Origin of the sequence: Brevibacillus sp. FSL K6-2834, from assembly GCF_038592925.1 — a bacterium.
GTDB classification, from domain to species: Bacteria; Bacillota; Bacilli; order Brevibacillales; family Brevibacillaceae; genus Brevibacillus; species Brevibacillus borstelensis.
Window position 1 is genome coordinate 2,660,911 of the sequence record NZ_CP151945.1, and the last position, 17,342, is coordinate 2,678,252.

Below are 17,342 nucleotides of genomic sequence, written 5' to 3' on the forward strand. Positions count from 1 at the left end.
CCATAATTTGCCTTTTGTTCACAAGACTTCTACATCAGAGCTTGTGCTGATAATAAAAGACGAAGCATCCCCAGCTTCCGATATGGACCATGATCAGCATTGCCAGAATGAAGGTGATCGAGCTAACGGCGTTCAGCAGGACCAGCACAAAGAAGAGGTAAATCGCAGCCAGGGTGACGAACCAGGAAGCAGCTCTCGCCTTCGTTCGGATCAAGTGGTGGCGCTCATCCAGTGCCCGTTTTTTCTTTGCGAAGTGGTTCCCCAAATACAAGCTCAACAGCCCCAATAGCATCCCGCCAAACAGCCCTGCATACGTACAGATTGTTTCAGTCATATGTTTTCATCTCTCTCAAAAATGAATAAATCTTCAATGGCGCATTCAAACGCTTGCGCCAGCTTGTGTCCGAGGACCAGAGAGGCATTGTACTTGCCGTTTTCCAAAGAAATAATGGTTTGTCTCGAGACACCAACGATTTCCGACAAGTATTCCTGCGACCAGCCTTTGGCCAACCGTCTTTCCCGTATCCGGTTTTTCATGGTTCACATCCTTTCTGTAAAGCAAGCTTTACGTAAGGTGTACTTTACATATTTTCTTTGTGTCAAGTTCGCTTTACATGGTGGATAGAAGAGAGGAGGAATAATTGGATTTTCAGGATGCGCGCACTCAAATGTGCTCTTTCATGTGAAAGCCTGAGCGTTCTCTGCTAAAATAAGTCATTGGAGCTTTCAAACAGGGTGATTATCTCTTGCGCAGCGGAGGAATCGGGATGAAACGCATCTGGATGAAGCTCGCTCTAGCCTTCATGGCCGTAGGGGCGAGCGGTATTCTCATCTCTGCCTTGCTCTCGATCAAAGAAATGGATATTCATTTTTCCATGTATGTGAACGAAGCAAGACAACTGGAACGTCAGGACGTTCTGGAGGTGGCCCGCAGGGCATATGAGGCCGAAAATCGTTGGGGAGAGCGTGCGTTTTCCCAGATGGATGCGATTGCCAAAGTGCTCGGCCTGCGAATCGTGCTACAGGACCAGAATCAGAGTCGGATTGGACAATTCGGCGATGAGTCTGCGGTGCGTGGCTCTGGATACACCAAGCTGCCGGTTGCTGTCGATGGCCAAACGGTCGGTTACTTGACCATCAGTCATCATGAAAAAGCTCCGTCTCATTCTGTTGAGACACATTTTCAAAGGGCCCATACGAACGCGTTGTTGTGGACGATGCTGATCCTGATTGTCGTCGTTATCGTGGTCAGCATTTGTATTGCCAAAAACATGGTAAAGCCGATCGTACGGATTAGTGATGCCTCGATAGCTGTATCGAGAGGAGACCGGTCAGTGCGCGTACCGGGCACGTCCGGCAAGGATGAGCTAGCCGGGTTGGTCGACAGATTCAATCATCTGATTGAGAGCCTTGAACATCAAGAGCAGCTGCGCAAGCGTTTGACGTCAGATATTTCTCACGAATTGCGGACGCCCCTTAACACTTTGCTCGCACAGACAGAGGGAATGATTGACGGGGTATGGGAAGCGTCGCCGGAGCATCTGGAGGCGACGCGAGCAGAGGTGCTGCGTTTAATCCGGTTGGTCAGCGATCTGGATGAAGTCATTCAGGCAGAATCAGGAACGCTCAAAATCAATCAGGACATGGTGGACATAAGCAAGATTGCAGAGCTGACTGCGGACGCCATGAGTGCCGCCCTGGCGCAAAAAAACATCGTGCTCAAAAAGCAGCTAGAAGGTGAAGCGATGGTGCTTGGGGACCGCCATCGGCTTGCCCAAGTGTTCACCAATCTGCTATCCAATGCCTGGAAGCATACAGCCCCTCATGGAGAGATCCGGTTGACTGTAAAAAAGGAACGGGATCGAATCGTTGCGGTTGTATCGGACAATGGAAGCGGCATCGCTGCCGAAGACCTTCCCCATATCTTTGACCGTTTTTACCGGGGGGATCGCTCCCGAAACCGGGAACGCGGCGGGGCGGGTCTTGGACTCACGATTGCCAAAGGGCTGGTGGAAGCCCATGATGGCCAGATCAGTATCCGGAGTGCAGAAGGAATCGGAACGTCCGTCACGATGCTTTTCCCGGCAGCCGGGCAACGGAATTCGGTGGATTGAGGCGACGAGCAGCAGAGAGAAAAAGGGAAGAAGGAGAAGATAAAATGGCTACTTGGAACTTATCGCGTACCCGGAAGCACGTACTCTTGTGCAATGGGGGAAGCTGCACCCGGGCAGGTGCAGAAGAAGTAACGAAGGCATTCCGCTCAGCGATCAAGGAAGCGGGACTGGATGATCTGGTACATACGACAAAAACGTACTGCAATGGGCGATGTGAAGATTCATGCGTTCTGATCGTATATCCGGAAGGAACGTGGTACCGGAATGTAACCCCGCAGCTTGCCGAAGAAATTGTTCAAAAGCATATGGCCAATGGCCAGCCGCTTGAGGCAAGCATCTCGCACCAATGGAGCCCTGACGGATTTGAACGGTCAGCCGATGCTCCCGTGGGACGATTCAAATCGGAAAAGAATGCAGAGTAGGACCGAGTACAGGCCACAGCATAAGATGCTGCGGCTTTTTTGTTTTTGCAAAGAATGAGAACAAAAAGGCTAGGCTATAGATACCTGTAGAACCACAGGAAAAGGGCTAAATGACCTGAAAAAAGGGGAGTGTAAAGAAAAAGCCGAGACAAGGGCGAAGAGAATGTGACCGCTTACAATATGTCTATGTCATATGGACGTTTTTGAAATAAAATGATAATATGAGTAAAGAAACGCTATTATACAAAGGTTTGTGCTATATTTTACTGTACATACCACGGAGACATCTGTTTTCGTCGCATGTATTCTTTTTCAACAAATGCTGGTTTTCCGGAAAATATCCTGGCAGGGAGGCATGTATATGTCAAGCAAGATTTTGGACGCTTTCTTGGAAGAAAATCTGGCGGATCTGAAAAGCAAAGGATTGTATAGCGTCATTGATCCTCTGCAAAGTGCAAATGGTCCGGTAATCACCATCTCAGGCAAAGAGCTGATCAATCTTTCCTCGAACAACTATTTGGGTTTGGCCACTGATCAGCGCCTGATCGATGCTGCCGTCAAAGCGGCGCAAAAGTACGGCGTAGGGGCAGGGGCCGTTCGGACGATTAACGGTACGCTGGAGCTGCACGTTCAACTGGAAGAGAAGCTGGCCGCTTTCAAGCATACCGAAGCGGCGATTGCCTACCAGTCGGGCTTCAATTGCAACATGGCGGCAATTTCCGCTGTAATGGACAAGGACGATGCCATTCTCTCTGACGAGCTGAATCACGCATCCATCATCGACGGCTGCCGCCTTTCCCGAGCGCAGATCATTCGGGTGAAACACTCCGACATTGACGACCTGCGGGCAAAAGCCAAGGAAGCTGTCGAGTCCGGCAAGTATAAAAAAGTGATGGTCATTACCGATGGGGTATTCTCCATGGATGGGGATATTGCCAAGCTTCCGGAAATCGTTGAAGTGGCTGAGGAATTTGACTTGATCACGTATGTGGACGATGCACATGGCTCTGGCGTGCTCGGCAAAGGGGCAGGTACTGTCAAGCACTTTGGCTTGTCCGATAAAATCGATTTCCAAATCGGAACGCTTTCCAAAGCGATCGGTGTCATCGGTGGATACGTGGCAGGCAAACAGAAGCTGATCGACTGGCTCAAGGTACGCAGCAGACCGTTCCTGTTTTCCACTGCTCTCACGCCAGCTGATGTGGCTGCCAGCATAACGGCGATCGATATTTTGCAGAGCAGCACCGAATTGCACGATCGCCTCTGGGAAAACGGCAACTATCTGAAAAAGGGTCTAAAGGAGCTGGGCTTCGACATCGGGCATAGCGAGACCCCGATTACTCCATGCGTGATTGGCGATGAGCAAAAAACGCAGGAATTCAGCAAGCGCTTGTACGAAGCGGGCGTGTATGCGAAAGCGATCGTATTCCCGACCGTTCCGCGCGGCACCGGCCGCGTACGCAATATGCCGACAGCAGCCCATACCAAAGAGATGCTGGACCGGGCATTGGACATCTATGAAAAAGTGGGCAAAGAAATGGGGATTCTGCAATGAAAAAGATTCTGATCACCGGGGCTTTGGGACAAATCGGTTCCGAGCTGACTGCCAGACTTCGCGACGAATACGGTGCGAATAACGTCATTGCCACTGACATCAAAATGCCGCAAGACAGTGACGTACTGCAGGCGGGGCCGTTTGAAAAGCTGGACGTAACGGATGCAAAAGCCATGTTCGATATCGCAAAAAAGCATCAGGTCGACACCATTATGCACCTGGCCGCTCTGCTCTCCGCGACCGCTGAGGCCAAACCGTTGTTGGCCTGGAATTTGAACATGGGCGGTCTGGTCAACGCTTTGGAAGTGGCACGCGAGCTTGGCTGCCAATTCTTTACCCCCAGTTCGATCGGAGCCTTTGGACCGAGCACGCCGAAGGATCAGACACCGCAGGACACGATTCAGCGGCCGACCACGATGTACGGGGTCAATAAAGTGTCCGGCGAGCTTTTATGTGACTACTACTTCCACAAGTTCGGCGTAGATACGAGGGGGGTACGTTTTCCTGGCCTGATTTCCTATGTGACACCTCCAGGCGGGGGAACGACGGATTATGCGGTGGAGATTTATTACAAAGCAATCACCGACGGTACCTATACTTCCTATATCGCAAAAGGGACGTACATGGACATGATGTACATGCCGGACGCTTTAAAGGCGATTATCACCCTGATGGAGGCCGATCCGAGCAAATTGAAGCATCGGAATGCGTTCAATGTCACGGCGATGAGCATTGAGCCGGAAGACGTCGCCCGTTCGATTCAAAAGCTGATTCCTTCGTTTACGCTGAAATACGAGGTAGACCCTGTGCGTCAGGCGATTGCCGACAGTTGGCCGAACTCGATCGACGCCAGCGCCGCACGGGAAGAGTGGGGATTTACGGCAGAGTACGATCTGGAAAAAATGACAAAGGATATGCTAGCCCAGTTAAAAGGGCGGCTGCTTCAAAAAATCGGTTGAGATCAAAGAAAAACAAGCCTGATGCGCCAGGCTTGTTTTTCTTTGAGCAAAGCTTGATTGCAAGCTGCAGCTTCACTACTTTCTGTTTTTCAGCTTTTGCATGGTGATGACATTGGAGATGACGTTCCATACATCGGGCAGTTTTTCTCCCACGTACCAGTAGGCAAATCCGGCGATAGGCCGTTCCATGCTCGCCTGCATTTTCAGTCCAAGCGATCGGCTCTCTTCCAGCCAGATCGAATGAGCAGTCCCGTTTTTCCAGTACGTCGCCTTGTACTGCGAGGTTGCCGGATTCCAGTTGATAGCAGGTTTGTTTTGCGAGATGAGCCGGTAGGACTCCAGGATCAGCAAATCAGTTGATTGCCAAGCGCCATTCACTTTAGACCAGTCGCGAGTGTAGAGCGGCAGACCGACGATGTACTTGTCGGCCGGGATCTGCGTCAAAAGGTTGTTTGAGCTTTTGACGAGCCAGGGCAGCGATGAGACGGAACCGGCAGAAGGGCCTCCGCTCCAATGCTCTTCATAGCCCATTAAAACGATATAATCAGCATACCGTGCCAGATTGGCGTAATCGTACGGTGCACTCCAATCCGTCTGTGTATCAGGCGGAACATCGACGGAGACCGTTCGGCCTTTCGCATGCATGGCCTGCGCCAGCTCTTTGACAAAAGCTGTAAAGGCTTCGCGGTCACCGGGCTTGATATTTTCAAAGTCGATATTGATTCCATCAATCTGGTACTTGTCGCTCAGTTGAGCCAGCTTATTGACGACGGCTGCGCGGTTTGCCGGTACAGAGAGCGCGTTGTGGGTTGCGTTGGCATCGAAGCGGTTGCCAAACATCGCCCATACTTTTCTGCCATTCTGGTGAGCCCACCTGACAAGAGTGGCATCGGTGTGATCGGCGATCGAGCTGTCGGCTTGCAAGTAAAACCAGCGGGGAGACAGCGTATTGACCGGAGTGTCTTTGACCAGATCAATGAACTCTTGCACGGTAGACCGGTACTGCCAGCCTAGGATGACGGGAGTCTTGCCTTTCGCTTGCTGATCGATTTTCTTCTTCACCCTGCTGAGAAGTACCGCCGTCTCTTCACGGGATAGCGGAGCGTTTGGACGGAAATATCCCTGGTAGCCAACCAGGAGCTTTTGGCGGATTGCCTCTGCCACATACGGTCTTGCCCAGTAGGCGACGCTGTAGGCATCACTGAGAGGCAGGGAGGCTGGCTGGGACGGTTGCATTCCCATCGCTCGAATGAGCAGTGCCGCTGCCTCCTGACGGGAAATGGTGCGATTAGGCGAGAAGGCGGTTGGCGTCGTGCCGTTTACGATACCGAGGGAGACCGCGGCCTGGACGGCGCCATAAGCCCAGGAGCTCTTTGGCACATCGGAATAGGCAGGAAACTGGCTTGATACCGTCTTGAGCTTCCACGTGCGGGTCAGCATGGCGACGAACTCTGCGCGGGTTACGGCCTTTTTCGGCCGGTAGTAACCATCGGCATCGCCCAGGACGATACCGGCTTGATAAAGCGAGCGGATCTCTTCTTTTGCATAGCTTGCCGAAATATCCTTGAGCGCAGCAGCGGTCGATGCAGAGACACCTACAGAGACGGACAACAGTGACGTTGCCCACAATACGAAGCTAAGCATGATATGTACGTTACGTTTTCGCATGGCTCTACTCTTTCGTCTGTAATTTTTCTATGTCTCTTCTAGTGTAAAGAATAGAAAAACCTCTTTCATTCATCATTTTCTGGAAATAGAAAACAGGTATGGCTATGGAAGGGAGTGTCAATCGCCGCTTGCGGGTATGATATGATGGAAACAGATAAACTTCTGGCCGCGCTTGCGTGTGAACGTGCACGGAAAGCTGGCTCCAAGAAAAATAGAGACGGGAAGACATGGGAGGATGGATGGGAACCATGGAGCAGGTACTGATTATTGGAGCGGGACCGTGCGGGCTTGCCGCCGCTGTCGAATTGAAAAGACAGGGAATCGACCCGCTGGTCATCGAGAAAGGAACGTTGGTCAACTCAATTTATCGCTATCCGACCTACATGATTTTTCACAGTACGCCAGAGCTTCTCGAGATCGGAGACATTCCGTTTTCGACGCCGAACGAAAAGCCGACACGGCTGGAAGCTCTTCAATACTACCGTTTGGTGGCAGCCCGCAATCAGCTGCGGATCAACAGCTATGAGACGGTCGTTCATGTAGAGAAGGTGAACGGCGGTTTTTCTGTGCAGTCTGTAGACCGTTTTCAGACAAAGCACACATATACATGCCGGTACCTGGTGATTGCGACGGGATACTTTGACAATCCGAACAGGCTTGATGTGCCTGGCGAAAACCTTGATAAAGTGAGCTCCTTTTTTACGGAAGCGCATCCGTATGCGGGGATGAAGGTGGCGATCATCGGCGGCAACAACTCCGCGGTCGATGCTGCCATGGAACTTGAGCGCGCCGGTGCCGAAGTGACGGTCATTTGCCGCAAGCCGCAGCTTTCCGATCGGGTAAAAGCATGGACGAGGCCTGTTTTTGAAAGCTTGGCCGCAAAAGGCCGCATACAGGTGCTCTATTCCACTACTGTAAAGGAAATTGCCGAGCGCAATCTGGTGGTCGTGACAGAGGGGAGAGAAGTCACTCTCGAAAATGACTTCGTCTTTTCCTTGATCGGCTTTCGACCTGACCGCAGCGTCCTGCGTTCACTCGGAGCAGCGACGAATCCGCAGACAGGCGAGCCCGTCCACAATCCGGACACGATGGAGACCAATGTACCCGGTTTGTACATCGCTGGTGTGATTGCCTCCGGCGAGCATGCAAACGCGATTTTTATTGAAAACGGCAGGCACCACGGAAAGCTGATCGCCGAGCATATCGCTTCGCTTGAAAAAAGCAAGGAGCAAGGGTAAAAAAAGAAAAGACAACGCCGCGTCTGAATCGTGACGCTGGCGTTGTCTTTTTTACATCTTCCACTCGAGCTGACGGCCGCCGATCAAGTGGTAGTGGATGTGAAATACGGTTTGCTGACCGTGCTGGCCCGTGTTGGTGATGACACGGAATCCGGATTCTTGTACACCCATTTCTGCCGCTACCTTTTGCAAAGACAGGTGCAGATGGCCGATCAATTCCTTGTCCTCCGGTTGAATGTCCAGGAGAGAAGTGATGTGCTTTTTGGGGATGGCAAGTACGTGTACAGGGGCGACGGGGTTGATGTCATGGAAAGCCACCACGTGTTCGTCCTCGTAAACTTTTTTGGCAGGGAGCTCTCCTTTAACGATCTTACAGAAAATGCAATCCATCTGGCGTATCCTTCCTTTCCATAGCTTCTCTTTAGCATTATTCGTCGCTTCCTTCCATTTTCCTGTTCTGCCGCTGATCCGTTTTGCCGCATTACAAGCACCAGTCAGCAAAAAACGGCGGCTCAGCCAGTTCCATGAAAGGGTTTTCTCTTGCAAAATCCACCTGTTTGATTATAATGGGAAAGGGAAGTGCATCGATGCTGCGGGAATGAATTATTCCTGGCACATTCTGGCTTCCGCGACCCAAATGGTTGGATTGATAACTGGTATGAAAGATGCTAAGTGTTAACCCACCATAAAGCGACTTGCGCAAACCTGGTTTGTACAAGTTGGTTTATGGTGGGTTTTTTTATGGTCGAGCGGATGCTTGTCATTCATCTGTCGACATCATGGATAGCAGCGAAACTAGTGCTCCTTTGGGTGCAAATCGCCGCCAAAAGGCTAGGCCAGACCATGTTTTCTAAAAAAGTTTTGATCGCATTGGCACAGAGGAGGAACCATGGAACAGAAAAAAGTGCGTTTTCAATTAAATGGGGAAGAACACGAAGCGGCTGAAGGCACGCGCCTTCTCGACTACATGCTTGAGCGGGAAATCGAGCACCCGCATATCTGCTATTCGCCCGTTCTTGGACCGATACAGACTTGTGATACTTGTATGTGCGAAATCGACGGGAAGATCATGCGCGCCTGTTCGACGACTGTTGCGGAAGGCATGCAAATCCTGAGCGCTTCCGAGAAGGCTCGGTCAGCCCAGAAGGAAGCGATGGATCGCGTCCTGGAAAATCACATGCTGTACTGTACAGTCTGTGACAACAACAACGGCAACTGCCGGGTGCACAACACGACGGAGCTTTTGCAAGTGGAGCACCAAAGCCGTCCGTTCCGGGAAAAAGGGTACGAGGTTGACATGTCCCACCCGTTTTACCGTTACGATCCGAACCAATGCATCCTCTGCGGACGCTGTGTCGAGGTTTGCCAGGATCTGCAGGTGAACGAGACCCTGACAATCGACTGGGAGCGTGAAATGCCTCGCGTAATTTGGGATGACGATCGCTCTATCAACAACTCTTCGTGCGTTTCCTGCGGTCAATGCGTGACCGTGTGTCCGTGCAACGCCTTGATGGAAAAATCGATGCTGGGCGAAGCGGGCTTCATGACCTCGATGGATCAGGAGCTCTTGACCCCGATGATCGACCTGGTGAAGGAAGTAGAGCCGGGATACAGCAGCATTTTGGCCATTTCCGAGATCGAGGCGGCAATGCGCGATACGCGCACGAAAAAGACGAAGACCGTTTGTACGTTCTGCGGCGTAGGCTGCTCGTTTGAAGTGTGGACCCGCGACCGCAAAATTTTGAAGATCGAGCCATCGGAAAATGCGCCGGTAAACAGCGTTTCCACTTGTGTAAAAGGGAAATTCGGCTGGGATTTCGTCAATAGCGACCAGCGCTTGACCACTCCGCTGATCCGCAGAGGGGATGAATTCGTACCTGCTACATGGGACGAAGCACTGAGCTACATGACCGAGAGAATGTCGGCGATCAAAAAACAATATGGCGGCAATGCGCTTGGCTTTGTCAGCTCCTCGAAGACGACAAACGAAGAAGCGTATCTGATGCAGAAAATGGCCCGGCAAGTATTTGAAACAAACAACGTGGACAACTGCTCCCGCTACTGCCAATCGCCTGCTTCGGATGGCTTGATGTCGACCGTAGGTTTTGGCGCTGACTCCGGTACGATCAAGGACATCGCTTCCGCTGGCCTGGTCATTATCGTCGGGGCCAATCCGACCGAGGGCCATCCGGTTCTGGCGACTCGTGTAAAGCGTGCGAAAAAGCTGTTTGGCCAAAAATTGATCGTCTCCGATTTGCGCAAGCATGAAATGGCCGAACGTTCTGATCTGTATCTTCACCCGCGCCAGGGAACCGATTTCGTCTGGCTCTCTGCTGTCGCGAAATACATCATCGACCAGGGCTGGCATGATGAAGCCTTTATCAAGGCGCGTACCAATCATTACGATGAATTCGTGGCCCTGCTCGAAAAATACACGCTGGAGTACGCTGAAGAAATTACCGGCATTCCGCGCGAGCAAATGATCAAAGCAGCCACGATGATACACGAAGCAGATGGCACATGCATCCTGTGGGGCATGGGCGTGACCCAGAACGTCGGCGGCTCGCACACTTCCGCAGCTATTTCCAATCTGCTGCTCGTTACCGGAAACTTTGGACGTCCGGGCGCTGGGGCATACCCGCTGCGCGGTCACAACAACGTGCAGGGTGCCTGCGACATGGGGTCCCTGCCGAACTGGTTCCCCGGCTATCAGAGCATTGCCGATGACAACATCCGGAAGAAGTTCGAAGAGGCTTACGGCGTATCGATCTCTCCAAAGCCAGGCTATACGAACATTCAGATGCTGGAAGCGGTCGGCAGAGGCGAGCTGAAAGCGATGTACCTGATGGGCGAAGACATGGCATGGATCGATTCCAACGCCAACCATGTGCAGGAGATGCTCAGCCAGCTCGAATTCTTCGTCGTCCAAGACGTCTTCTTTACAAAGACAGCCCAGTTCGCAGATGTGATCCTGCCTGCTGCGCCGTCTCTGGAAAAGGACGGTACGTTCATCAATACGGAGCGCCGTATTCAGCGCCTGTACAAAGTATTTGAGCCGCTGGAAGGCTCCAAGCCGGACTGGCAGATTCTCACTGAAGTCGCCGCTCGCATGGGCTTCAACTGGGGCTACCAGCATCCAAGCGAAATCATGGACGAGATTGCGTCTCTGAGCCCGGTATTCTCCGGCGTTTCCTACAAGCGCCTGGAAGGATGGAACAGTCTGGTTTGGCCGGTACAGCCGGACGGCACAGACGAGCCGCTCCTGTATTTGGAGAGGTTCAACTTCCCGGACGGACGCGCCCGCTTCTCGCTGGTCGATTACGTTCCGCCCGTCGAGTATCCGGCAGAATTCGATCTGATCGTCAACAACGGCCGTCTGTTGGAGCATTTCCACGAGGGCAATATGACGAACAAGTCAAAAGGCATTCAGTACAAAGTGCCGGATGTGTTCGTAGAGGTGTCGCCTGAGCTCGCAAAAGAGCGGGGCGTACAGGATGGCACACTTGTCCGTTTGGTATCTCCATACGGAGCGATCAAGCTGCGCGCTGTCGTGACAGACCGCGTACAGGGGAAAGAGCTGTACGTTCCGATGAACTCGGTCAGCCATGAAAATGCGATCAACGTGTTAACCGGGAATGCCGTAGACGTTCGGACCCAGACACCAGCTTACAAACAGACGAAGGTTCGCATGGAAATCCTGGAGGCGACCGGCAAGAATCCTCTGCCGTTGTATAACCCGCGCTATGCGAAGCGAAATCCGCAGCTGGGAGTTCAGGTGGAACGCAAATGGGCGAGAGGCGATTATGCGCCAATCGCAGATGTGAACCAGCCGGGAGGGGTGAAATAATGGCGAAGCCGACGACCAAGATCGTTCAACCCGTACTGACCGAGGAAGAGAAGCGAGCCAAAGCGCTCGAGCAGGTTTTAAGCGACACAGCCCTGAACGCAGATGGCATTCGCGAAACGATCAAGCTGCTGCAGGAGCTCCATCAGAGCGGCATTCTCGGAGCTGTCGTTTCCCTCGTGGAAGCAAAAGAAGAGGTAGCCAAGATCGCTGTTGGCCAACTGGTCCGTCCGCCGGTAACCAAAGCGATCAACAATGCCATGGCAGTAGCGGAATCGCTCACAGAGCTTGAGCCTGAGATGACCAAAAAGCTGGCGGGAAGTCTGGCAAAGGGCTTGAAAAAAGCGGAAGAGGGCCTGCGTCAGGACGAAAAGGTCGGGATATTCGACCTGATCAAGGCGCTGCAGGACCCTGACATCAACCGTGCCGTCTCCTTTGGCATGAACCTCCTGAAGGGCATGGGTCAAGGATTAAAAGAGTAGTGGATTCCTAGAGTGTGGTGAAATATCTGTGTCCAATCAGGTCGAACATCAATTCAGCAGGCTTGTTCGCGAGATTCGCAAGCAATACGTCGGAAATGGTCCTGAAAAGATTCGGACCAGATTTGTCGGGTCATGGGCGATTATCGAGATGAAAGGCAATCTGACCGAGGTAGAAAAATGGATGATCGACTCCGACGAGGGCAGAAAGATGATACAGGAAACCCGCACAAAGCTGGTGAAAGACATCTACAAGAGGGCTGAAGTAGTCGAGAAGCTCGAAAATTTGGTAGGTGCCAAGCTGATCACACTCTTCAGCGATATCAATATGGATGCAGACTTGGCCATCACCGTTTACGTGTTCGACCGGAAGATAGAAGGCGGTAAACCAAGCCCGCTGCAGCCAGCAAAGCGTATGTGCATGTAGCGGCCTTGAAGTTGGCAAGTTGACAGGTGTACTACGCCGCCCTTCGCATGAAAAAAGTGCGAAGGGCGGCTTTTTTATTTTCGCTGACCGGCTTCTGAGGATTACTGTAGCCGACGAGAGTCGGTCCTACGTTGAGTGGAGCCATGCTTTTTGCCTTCATTCGGTGAGAATCTCTTCCTTCAAAAGGCGAAGAATGGAGTTCCGTGAATGAGTGGATGCGTCCGCATTGTCCGGGGGAGTCCCCGGTTGTATCGGGTTCCAGTGGCGGGGAGTAGAGAAAATGAATCCCGTGGCAGCCATTTTCGTAAGAAAGATAGATATGGTATTCTGATGATTCCGACATGAAAGATTAGGAGATACGTGCTCGGATAGACTATGACGGTCTTGGTTTTTCGGATGTAGAAGATTGCGGAAGAATGTTTTGTCCAAAATAGAAAGAGGAGGATTGCCTTCGTGGAGTGGTCTGAGTTGGTCGTAACCACAGCGGATTGGATTCGCTCGTGGGGAGTATTTGCAATTATCGCCAGCTTGCTTATCAATGTGCTGATTAGTGTCGCTGGTGTTTTGCCCTCATTGTTCCTGTCTGCTGCAAATGCGGTCGTGTTCGGGTTATGGGGCGGGTTTTTCATTTCGCTTGCGGGAGAAATCCTGGGAGCGACCGTTTCGTTTGTTCTGTACCGCTGGGGAATATCCCGTTCGGCCAAGCTGCAAAAGGTAAGGGAAGCCAGGTGGCTGAAAAGTCTTTCCGGCATGTCGCGCGGGCGCAGATTGCTGACGCTGATACTGTTGCGTGTAAATCCCTTATTGCCTTCCGGGGTGGTCAATGTAGGAGCGGCTTTCTCCACGATTGCTTTTGCCGATTTCTTTCTCGCTACGATGATCGGAAAGACGCCGTCGCTCGTCATGGAAACATTTATCGGTCACGATCTTGTCTTTTTCTCCGAGAACAAATTTCGTCTGATAATCGCGGTCATACTCGCAGCTTCCGTTTTTCTGCTGTTTAAATGGACAGAAAAAGAGAAGTCTCCATAATTTCTTCACGAGATTTTGATACGCTGGCACCGTAGAACAAACAGGAGGAGGCAGGTCGATGAAAAAGAAGGTCTTCATAGGCGCAGCCAGTGCCGGAATTGTAGCGATAGCAGCGGCCGGCGCTTTTTTCTACGGAGCGGGCGGTGAAACAAAAGCACATGCTCAATATATGGCAAAGCCCGAAATACTGCAGGAGAATGGACAAACAGTCCGCAGCTTTGAACTGGTGGCCAAGGAAGCGGAATGGGCACTGTCCAAGGATAAAAACGTACCTGTATGGACGTACAACGGTGTTGTTCCCGGCAGCCAAATCCGGGCGAAAGTGGGCGAGGTTATCCGCGTCACGCTGAAGAACGAGTTGAAGGTGCCAACGACGATTCACTGGCACGGCTACCCCGTCCCCAACAATATGGACGGAATCCCGGGATCGACGCAGAATGCAGTACGGCCGGGAGAGACCTTTACTTATGAGTTTCCCGCAACAGTCCCCGGGACGTATTGGTACCACTCCCATCAGGACAGCGCCAATCAGGAGGACCTCGGCCTTTACGGAACGCTTGTCGTTGAGGGACCAGACCAGGCTCAGATTCAACGAGACTATACACTGGTTCTCGACGAGTGGAATACGGGCTCCCAAGGGCATGCGGGCATGAACATGGGAGAAATGGATCATGGCAAGATGGGTTCCGAGCGTATGGATCACGGCAAGACGAATTCTGAGACCATGAATCATGGAAGCATGAATATGAGCGGGATGGATCACGGAAGCCACGGAAACACGAGCATGCCTGGCATGGAGCACAGCAATTCACAGGTGCCGCCGGGAGCCATGCACGACCAGATGATGCAAGCGATGTACACGACGTTTTCGGTGAACGGAAAAACGGGAGACGCTATCGAACCGCTCGAGGTAGCAAAAGGAGAGCGCGTGCGGCTCCGCTTCGTCAATGCGGGCTTCCAAAGCCACACGCTTCGTCTGCCAGGACAGGAGTACAAAATTGCAAGCGCAGATGGTCAACCGATCAAGGACCCGGCCGTGATCAAGGACCAGCCGTTCACGATCGCACCGGGAGAACGCTACGATATCGAGTTTGTAGCAAGCCGTGATGGGGACTGGGTCATCGAGAGCCTGAACAAGACCGAAGCGGCCAAAGGAATGCGGATCCCCGTAAAAGTACAGGGAGCCGGAGCAAAGGAAAACAGCGTCGCCCAGGCAGAGGCGGCACCTGTCGATTTGACGGCGTACGGCCAAGGCGGCAAAGGGGTTTTCGGCCTCGACATGAAATACGACCAGGAATACCAGATGGACCTGGGCGAAAAAATGGGGAAAGACGGGATGGATCCGGTCTTTACGATTAATGGAGAGACGTATCCGGATATCAAGCCGCTAAACGTCAAAAAAGGGGACAAAGTGAAAGTCACCATGGTGAACAAAGGCTCCTCTGACCACCCGATGCATCTGCATGGCCATTTTTTCCAGGTTCTGAGCAAAAATGGCAAAGCCCTCACAGGCTCTCCCCTGATGAAAGATACGCTCAATGTAAAGCCGGGCGAAAGCTATGTCGTGGCGTTTGAAGCGGATAACCCGGGGGAATGGATGTTCCACTGCCATGATCTGCATCATGCCGCAGCGGGAATGGTCAACTCCGTCCTGTACGAAGGACATCAGAAGTTCGTGGAGGACCCGACTGTCGGCAACAAAGCGCATTAACAGATGTGTCCCAGGCGTCCCCTGGGATCTTTTTTCTATTTTTGAAGACGGAGATGAGTTGGCGTGTCAACCATACTGATCGTGGATGATGAACCGCAAATTGTCGAAATCCTCTCTTCCTACTTGCAAAAGGAAGGTTATCATGTCGTCACGGCGGCGTCGGGAACAGAGGCGCTGGAGTGGACACATTCCACCGGAATCGATCTGGTTTTGCTGGATTTGATGCTTCCGGACATGAGCGGAGAAGAGGTGTGCGAGCGAATTCGCCGGGAATCACGGGTTCCGATTTTGATGCTTACGGCAAAAAGCGGAGAGCCAGACCGGATCACTGGACTGGAGCTGGGAGCGGATGATTACCTGGTGAAGCCGTTTAGCCCCCGCGAACTCGTGGCCCGCATACGGGCGATTCTGAGGAGAGCCGGCGATTACCAATCCCTCTGTGACCGTGTGCAATTCGGCGATTTGACGATTTCACATGGCGACAAAAGCGTCTGGAAAAAGGGCCAGATGGTGGAATTGACGCCGAATGAATACCGCTTGCTGATCACGCTGATCCGTCACCCCGGGCGGACCTGGACGAGGGAGGAGCTGGTCAAGGAAGTGCTGGGGATGGACTTTGAAGGGTATGACCGAACAATCGATACGCATGTCAAAAATCTCAGACACAAAGTGGAAGACGATCCGAAAGAGCCCGCATTTATTAAAACCGTGTATGGCATCGGCTACCGTTTTGAAGATCCCAATCTCGAGGCACGTTCCTCCTGAAAGCTTGCGATAGGCAGTACTGCTTACATACGTTCTCAAACCTTTCAGTGGGCATTTTAGAGGAAGAACAACAGCGCGAGTCGAATCCTTTTTAAGGAAAAAGACATGCACCTGCTCTCAGCACTGTTGATTTTTGAGGGAAAAGAGGGAATAGAGATGAATGAATCCCGGAAAGGAATGCGGCTGGAACCGTTCACCTTCACGATCGAGGCGGGTAAGATACGGGAATTTGCACAGGCACTGGGCGACGACAATCCAGACTACGAGACAGGCAAGCGCATTCCGCCGACATTTGCGACTGTCATTGAATTTTGGGGCAGCAAAAGACCGATGGAGGACGTTCTCCAGCTGAACATGGCAAAGGTGCTGCATGCCGGACAGGAGTACGAATACGTAGGCGCCATGGGCGTAGGCGACCAGATTACATGCGAGGGCGAGGTCATCGACGCTTATACCAGAGCCGGCATGAATTTCGTCGTTGTGGAAAACAAGTACAAAAATCAGCGCGGCGAGCTGGTATTGATCAGCCGATCTACCATTATCGAGAGATCGTAAAGAGGAGGGAAACTATATGCAAATCGGCTTTGAATTTCCACCTTTGGAGAAGGGGGAAATTACGCATACGCAGCTAGTACGCTATGCCGGTGCCTCTGGCGACTTTAATCCTATCCATACCGTCGTTCCCTATGCCGAAGAGGTTGGCTTGGACGGGGTAATTGCCCACGGCATGATGATCAAGGGATTTATCGGTCACGCGATCGGCAAGTGGTGCGGCGTCGAAAACCTGCTCCGCTTCTCAACTCGCTTTCGGTCGATGACACGGCCTGGCGAGCGGATTGTTGTCACCGGAAAGGTCGTGGGTGAGACTGCCGACGCCTGGCAGTGTGAAGCCCAGGCGGCCAATGAGCAGGGAGAGGTAAAGGCTAGCGCCAAGTTTGAAGTCAAAAAATAAAGCGTATCATTCAAGCTGTTAGTCGACTTTCAGAATACGAAAATCTGGCAGTTTCCTTAATCACGCAGACACCGGTGGGGCAAGCAATGCGGCTCTCCGGCGTCTTTTTTTGCTTTAGGGAGACAGAGCGGGCAGAAGCCATTTTAACAGGATGCGTTACTTCTTCCATATCCTTC

General features: G+C 52.2%; 17 protein-coding genes. 13 read left to right on the forward strand and 4 right to left on the reverse strand.

What is annotated here, in order from left to right; translation table 11 throughout:
• Positions 1-34: 34 nt before the first annotated feature.
• Positions 35-334: a hypothetical protein gene (locus NST96_RS13200; RefSeq protein ID WP_051567398.1), complete on the reverse strand. Its 300-nt coding sequence runs from the start codon at positions 332-334 to the stop codon at positions 35-37.
• Positions 331-537: a helix-turn-helix transcriptional regulator gene (locus NST96_RS13205; protein ID WP_024984333.1), complete on the reverse strand. Its 207-nt coding sequence runs from the start codon at positions 535-537 to the stop codon at positions 331-333. The genes NST96_RS13200 and NST96_RS13205 overlap by 4 nt, the downstream gene beginning before the upstream one ends.
• A 230-nt stretch (positions 538-767) precedes the next feature.
• On the opposite strand from NST96_RS13205, the gene NST96_RS13210 reads away from it, so the two are divergent.
• The 4 genes from NST96_RS13210 (at position 768) to NST96_RS13225 (ending at position 5,050) form a co-directional block, all read left to right on the forward strand.
• Positions 768-2,114: an ATP-binding protein gene (locus NST96_RS13210; RefSeq protein WP_251247083.1), complete on the forward strand. Its 1,347-nt coding sequence runs from the start codon at positions 768-770 to the stop codon at positions 2,112-2,114.
• Positions 2,115-2,158: 44 nt separating this feature from the next.
• Entirely contained in the window at positions 2,159-2,536 is a 378-nt protein-coding gene (locus NST96_RS13215) for a (2Fe-2S) ferredoxin domain-containing protein (RefSeq protein ID WP_024984335.1), read from the forward strand.
• Positions 2,537-2,897: 361 nt separating this feature from the next.
• Complete coding sequence (locus NST96_RS13220) at positions 2,898-4,091, forward strand: glycine C-acetyltransferase (RefSeq protein WP_339167959.1); 1,194 nt, start codon at positions 2,898-2,900, stop codon at positions 4,089-4,091.
• On the forward strand, positions 4,088-5,050 hold the full coding sequence (locus tag NST96_RS13225) for an L-threonine 3-dehydrogenase (RefSeq protein WP_003386922.1): 963 nt from the start codon (positions 4,088-4,090) through the stop codon (positions 5,048-5,050). Before NST96_RS13220 ends, NST96_RS13225 begins: the two co-directional genes overlap by 4 nt.
• Positions 5,051-5,125: 75 nt before the next feature.
• On the opposite strand, the gene NST96_RS13230 is transcribed toward NST96_RS13225, so the two are convergent.
• Positions 5,126-6,718, reverse strand: coding sequence for an S-layer homology domain-containing protein (locus NST96_RS13230; protein ID WP_024984337.1), 1,593 nt, complete (start codon positions 6,716-6,718; stop codon positions 5,126-5,128).
• 248 nt (positions 6,719-6,966) lie between these two features.
• Here NST96_RS13230 and NST96_RS13235 point away from each other — a divergent pair, with 248 nt between their 5' ends.
• Positions 6,967-7,956, forward strand: a complete 990-nt coding sequence (locus tag NST96_RS13235; RefSeq protein WP_122958610.1) for a YpdA family putative bacillithiol disulfide reductase — start codon at positions 6,967-6,969, stop codon at positions 7,954-7,956.
• A 51-nt stretch (positions 7,957-8,007) separates the two neighbouring features.
• Here NST96_RS13235 and NST96_RS13240 read toward each other — a convergent pair whose 3' ends face one another.
• Positions 8,008-8,346 carry a histidine triad nucleotide-binding protein gene (locus tag NST96_RS13240; RefSeq protein WP_039071127.1) on the reverse strand — a complete coding sequence of 113 codons (339 nt, stop codon included), beginning with the start codon at positions 8,344-8,346 and terminating at the stop codon, positions 8,008-8,010.
• A 499-nt stretch (positions 8,347-8,845) separates the two neighbouring features.
• On the opposite strand from NST96_RS13240, the gene fdhF reads away from it, so the two are divergent.
• The 8 genes from fdhF to NST96_RS13280 all read left to right on the forward strand — a co-directional run bounded on the left by fdhF (position 8,846) and on the right by NST96_RS13280 (position 17,166).
• A complete protein-coding gene (gene fdhF, locus NST96_RS13245) occupies positions 8,846-11,803 on the forward strand; it encodes a formate dehydrogenase subunit alpha (RefSeq protein WP_039071126.1) in 2,958 nt (985 codons plus the stop codon).
• A complete protein-coding gene (locus tag NST96_RS13250; RefSeq protein WP_003386917.1) occupies positions 11,803-12,282 on the forward strand; it encodes a DUF1641 domain-containing protein in 480 nt (159 codons plus the stop codon). Before fdhF ends, NST96_RS13250 begins: the two co-directional genes overlap by 1 nt.
• 28 nt (positions 12,283-12,310) lie before the next feature.
• Positions 12,311-12,706 (forward strand): DUF2294 domain-containing protein, encoded by a 396-nt coding sequence (locus NST96_RS13255; protein WP_003386916.1) that lies wholly within the window; start codon positions 12,311-12,313, stop codon positions 12,704-12,706.
• A 453-nt stretch (positions 12,707-13,159) separates the two neighbouring features.
• Positions 13,160-13,738, forward strand: coding sequence for a VTT domain-containing protein (locus NST96_RS13260; RefSeq protein WP_003386915.1), 579 nt, complete (start codon positions 13,160-13,162; stop codon positions 13,736-13,738).
• A 58-nt stretch (positions 13,739-13,796) separates the two neighbouring features.
• Positions 13,797-15,449 (forward strand): multicopper oxidase domain-containing protein, encoded by a 1,653-nt coding sequence (locus tag NST96_RS13265; protein WP_342406500.1) that lies wholly within the window; start codon positions 13,797-13,799, stop codon positions 15,447-15,449.
• A 63-nt stretch (positions 15,450-15,512) separates the two neighbouring features.
• On the forward strand, positions 15,513-16,214 hold the full coding sequence (locus tag NST96_RS13270) for a response regulator transcription factor (protein WP_003386913.1): 702 nt from the start codon (positions 15,513-15,515) through the stop codon (positions 16,212-16,214).
• Positions 16,215-16,370: 156 nt separating this feature from the next.
• Positions 16,371-16,769 (forward strand): MaoC family dehydratase N-terminal domain-containing protein, encoded by a 399-nt coding sequence (locus tag NST96_RS13275; protein WP_327956100.1) that lies wholly within the window; start codon positions 16,371-16,373, stop codon positions 16,767-16,769.
• Between the two features lie 16 nt (positions 16,770-16,785).
• Positions 16,786-17,166, forward strand: a complete 381-nt coding sequence (locus NST96_RS13280) for a MaoC/PaaZ C-terminal domain-containing protein (protein WP_003386911.1) — start codon at positions 16,786-16,788, stop codon at positions 17,164-17,166.
• Positions 17,167-17,342 lie beyond the last annotated feature (176 nt).

Bases quoted from the DNA above. Each gene is read 5' to 3' on its own strand.
- NST96_RS13200 (WP_051567398.1), bottom strand. From the start codon at position 334: ATGACTGAAACAATCTGTACGTATGCAGGGCTGTTTGGCGGGATGCTA.
- NST96_RS13205 (WP_024984333.1), bottom strand. From the start codon at position 537: ATGAAAAACCGGATACGGGAAAGACGGTTGGCCAAAGGCTGGTCGCAG.
- NST96_RS13210 (WP_251247083.1), top strand. From the start codon at position 768: ATGAAACGCATCTGGATGAAGCTCGCTCTAGCCTTCATGGCCGTAGGG.
- NST96_RS13215 (WP_024984335.1), top strand. From the start codon at position 2,159: ATGGCTACTTGGAACTTATCGCGTACCCGGAAGCACGTACTCTTGTGC.
- NST96_RS13220 (WP_339167959.1), top strand. From the start codon at position 2,898: ATGTCAAGCAAGATTTTGGACGCTTTCTTGGAAGAAAATCTGGCGGAT.
- NST96_RS13225 (WP_003386922.1), top strand. From the start codon at position 4,088: ATGAAAAAGATTCTGATCACCGGGGCTTTGGGACAAATCGGTTCCGAG.
- NST96_RS13230 (WP_024984337.1), bottom strand. From the start codon at position 6,718: ATGCGAAAACGTAACGTACATATCATGCTTAGCTTCGTATTGTGGGCA.
- NST96_RS13235 (WP_122958610.1), top strand. From the start codon at position 6,967: ATGGAGCAGGTACTGATTATTGGAGCGGGACCGTGCGGGCTTGCCGCC.
- NST96_RS13240 (WP_039071127.1), bottom strand. From the start codon at position 8,346: ATGGATTGCATTTTCTGTAAGATCGTTAAAGGAGAGCTCCCTGCCAAA.
- fdhF (WP_039071126.1), top strand. From the start codon at position 8,846: ATGGAACAGAAAAAAGTGCGTTTTCAATTAAATGGGGAAGAACACGAA.
- NST96_RS13250 (WP_003386917.1), top strand. From the start codon at position 11,803: ATGGCGAAGCCGACGACCAAGATCGTTCAACCCGTACTGACCGAGGAA.
- NST96_RS13265 (WP_342406500.1), top strand. From the start codon at position 13,797: ATGAAAAAGAAGGTCTTCATAGGCGCAGCCAGTGCCGGAATTGTAGCG.
- NST96_RS13275 (WP_327956100.1), top strand. From the start codon at position 16,371: ATGAATGAATCCCGGAAAGGAATGCGGCTGGAACCGTTCACCTTCACG.
- NST96_RS13280 (WP_003386911.1), top strand. From the start codon at position 16,786: ATGCAAATCGGCTTTGAATTTCCACCTTTGGAGAAGGGGGAAATTACG.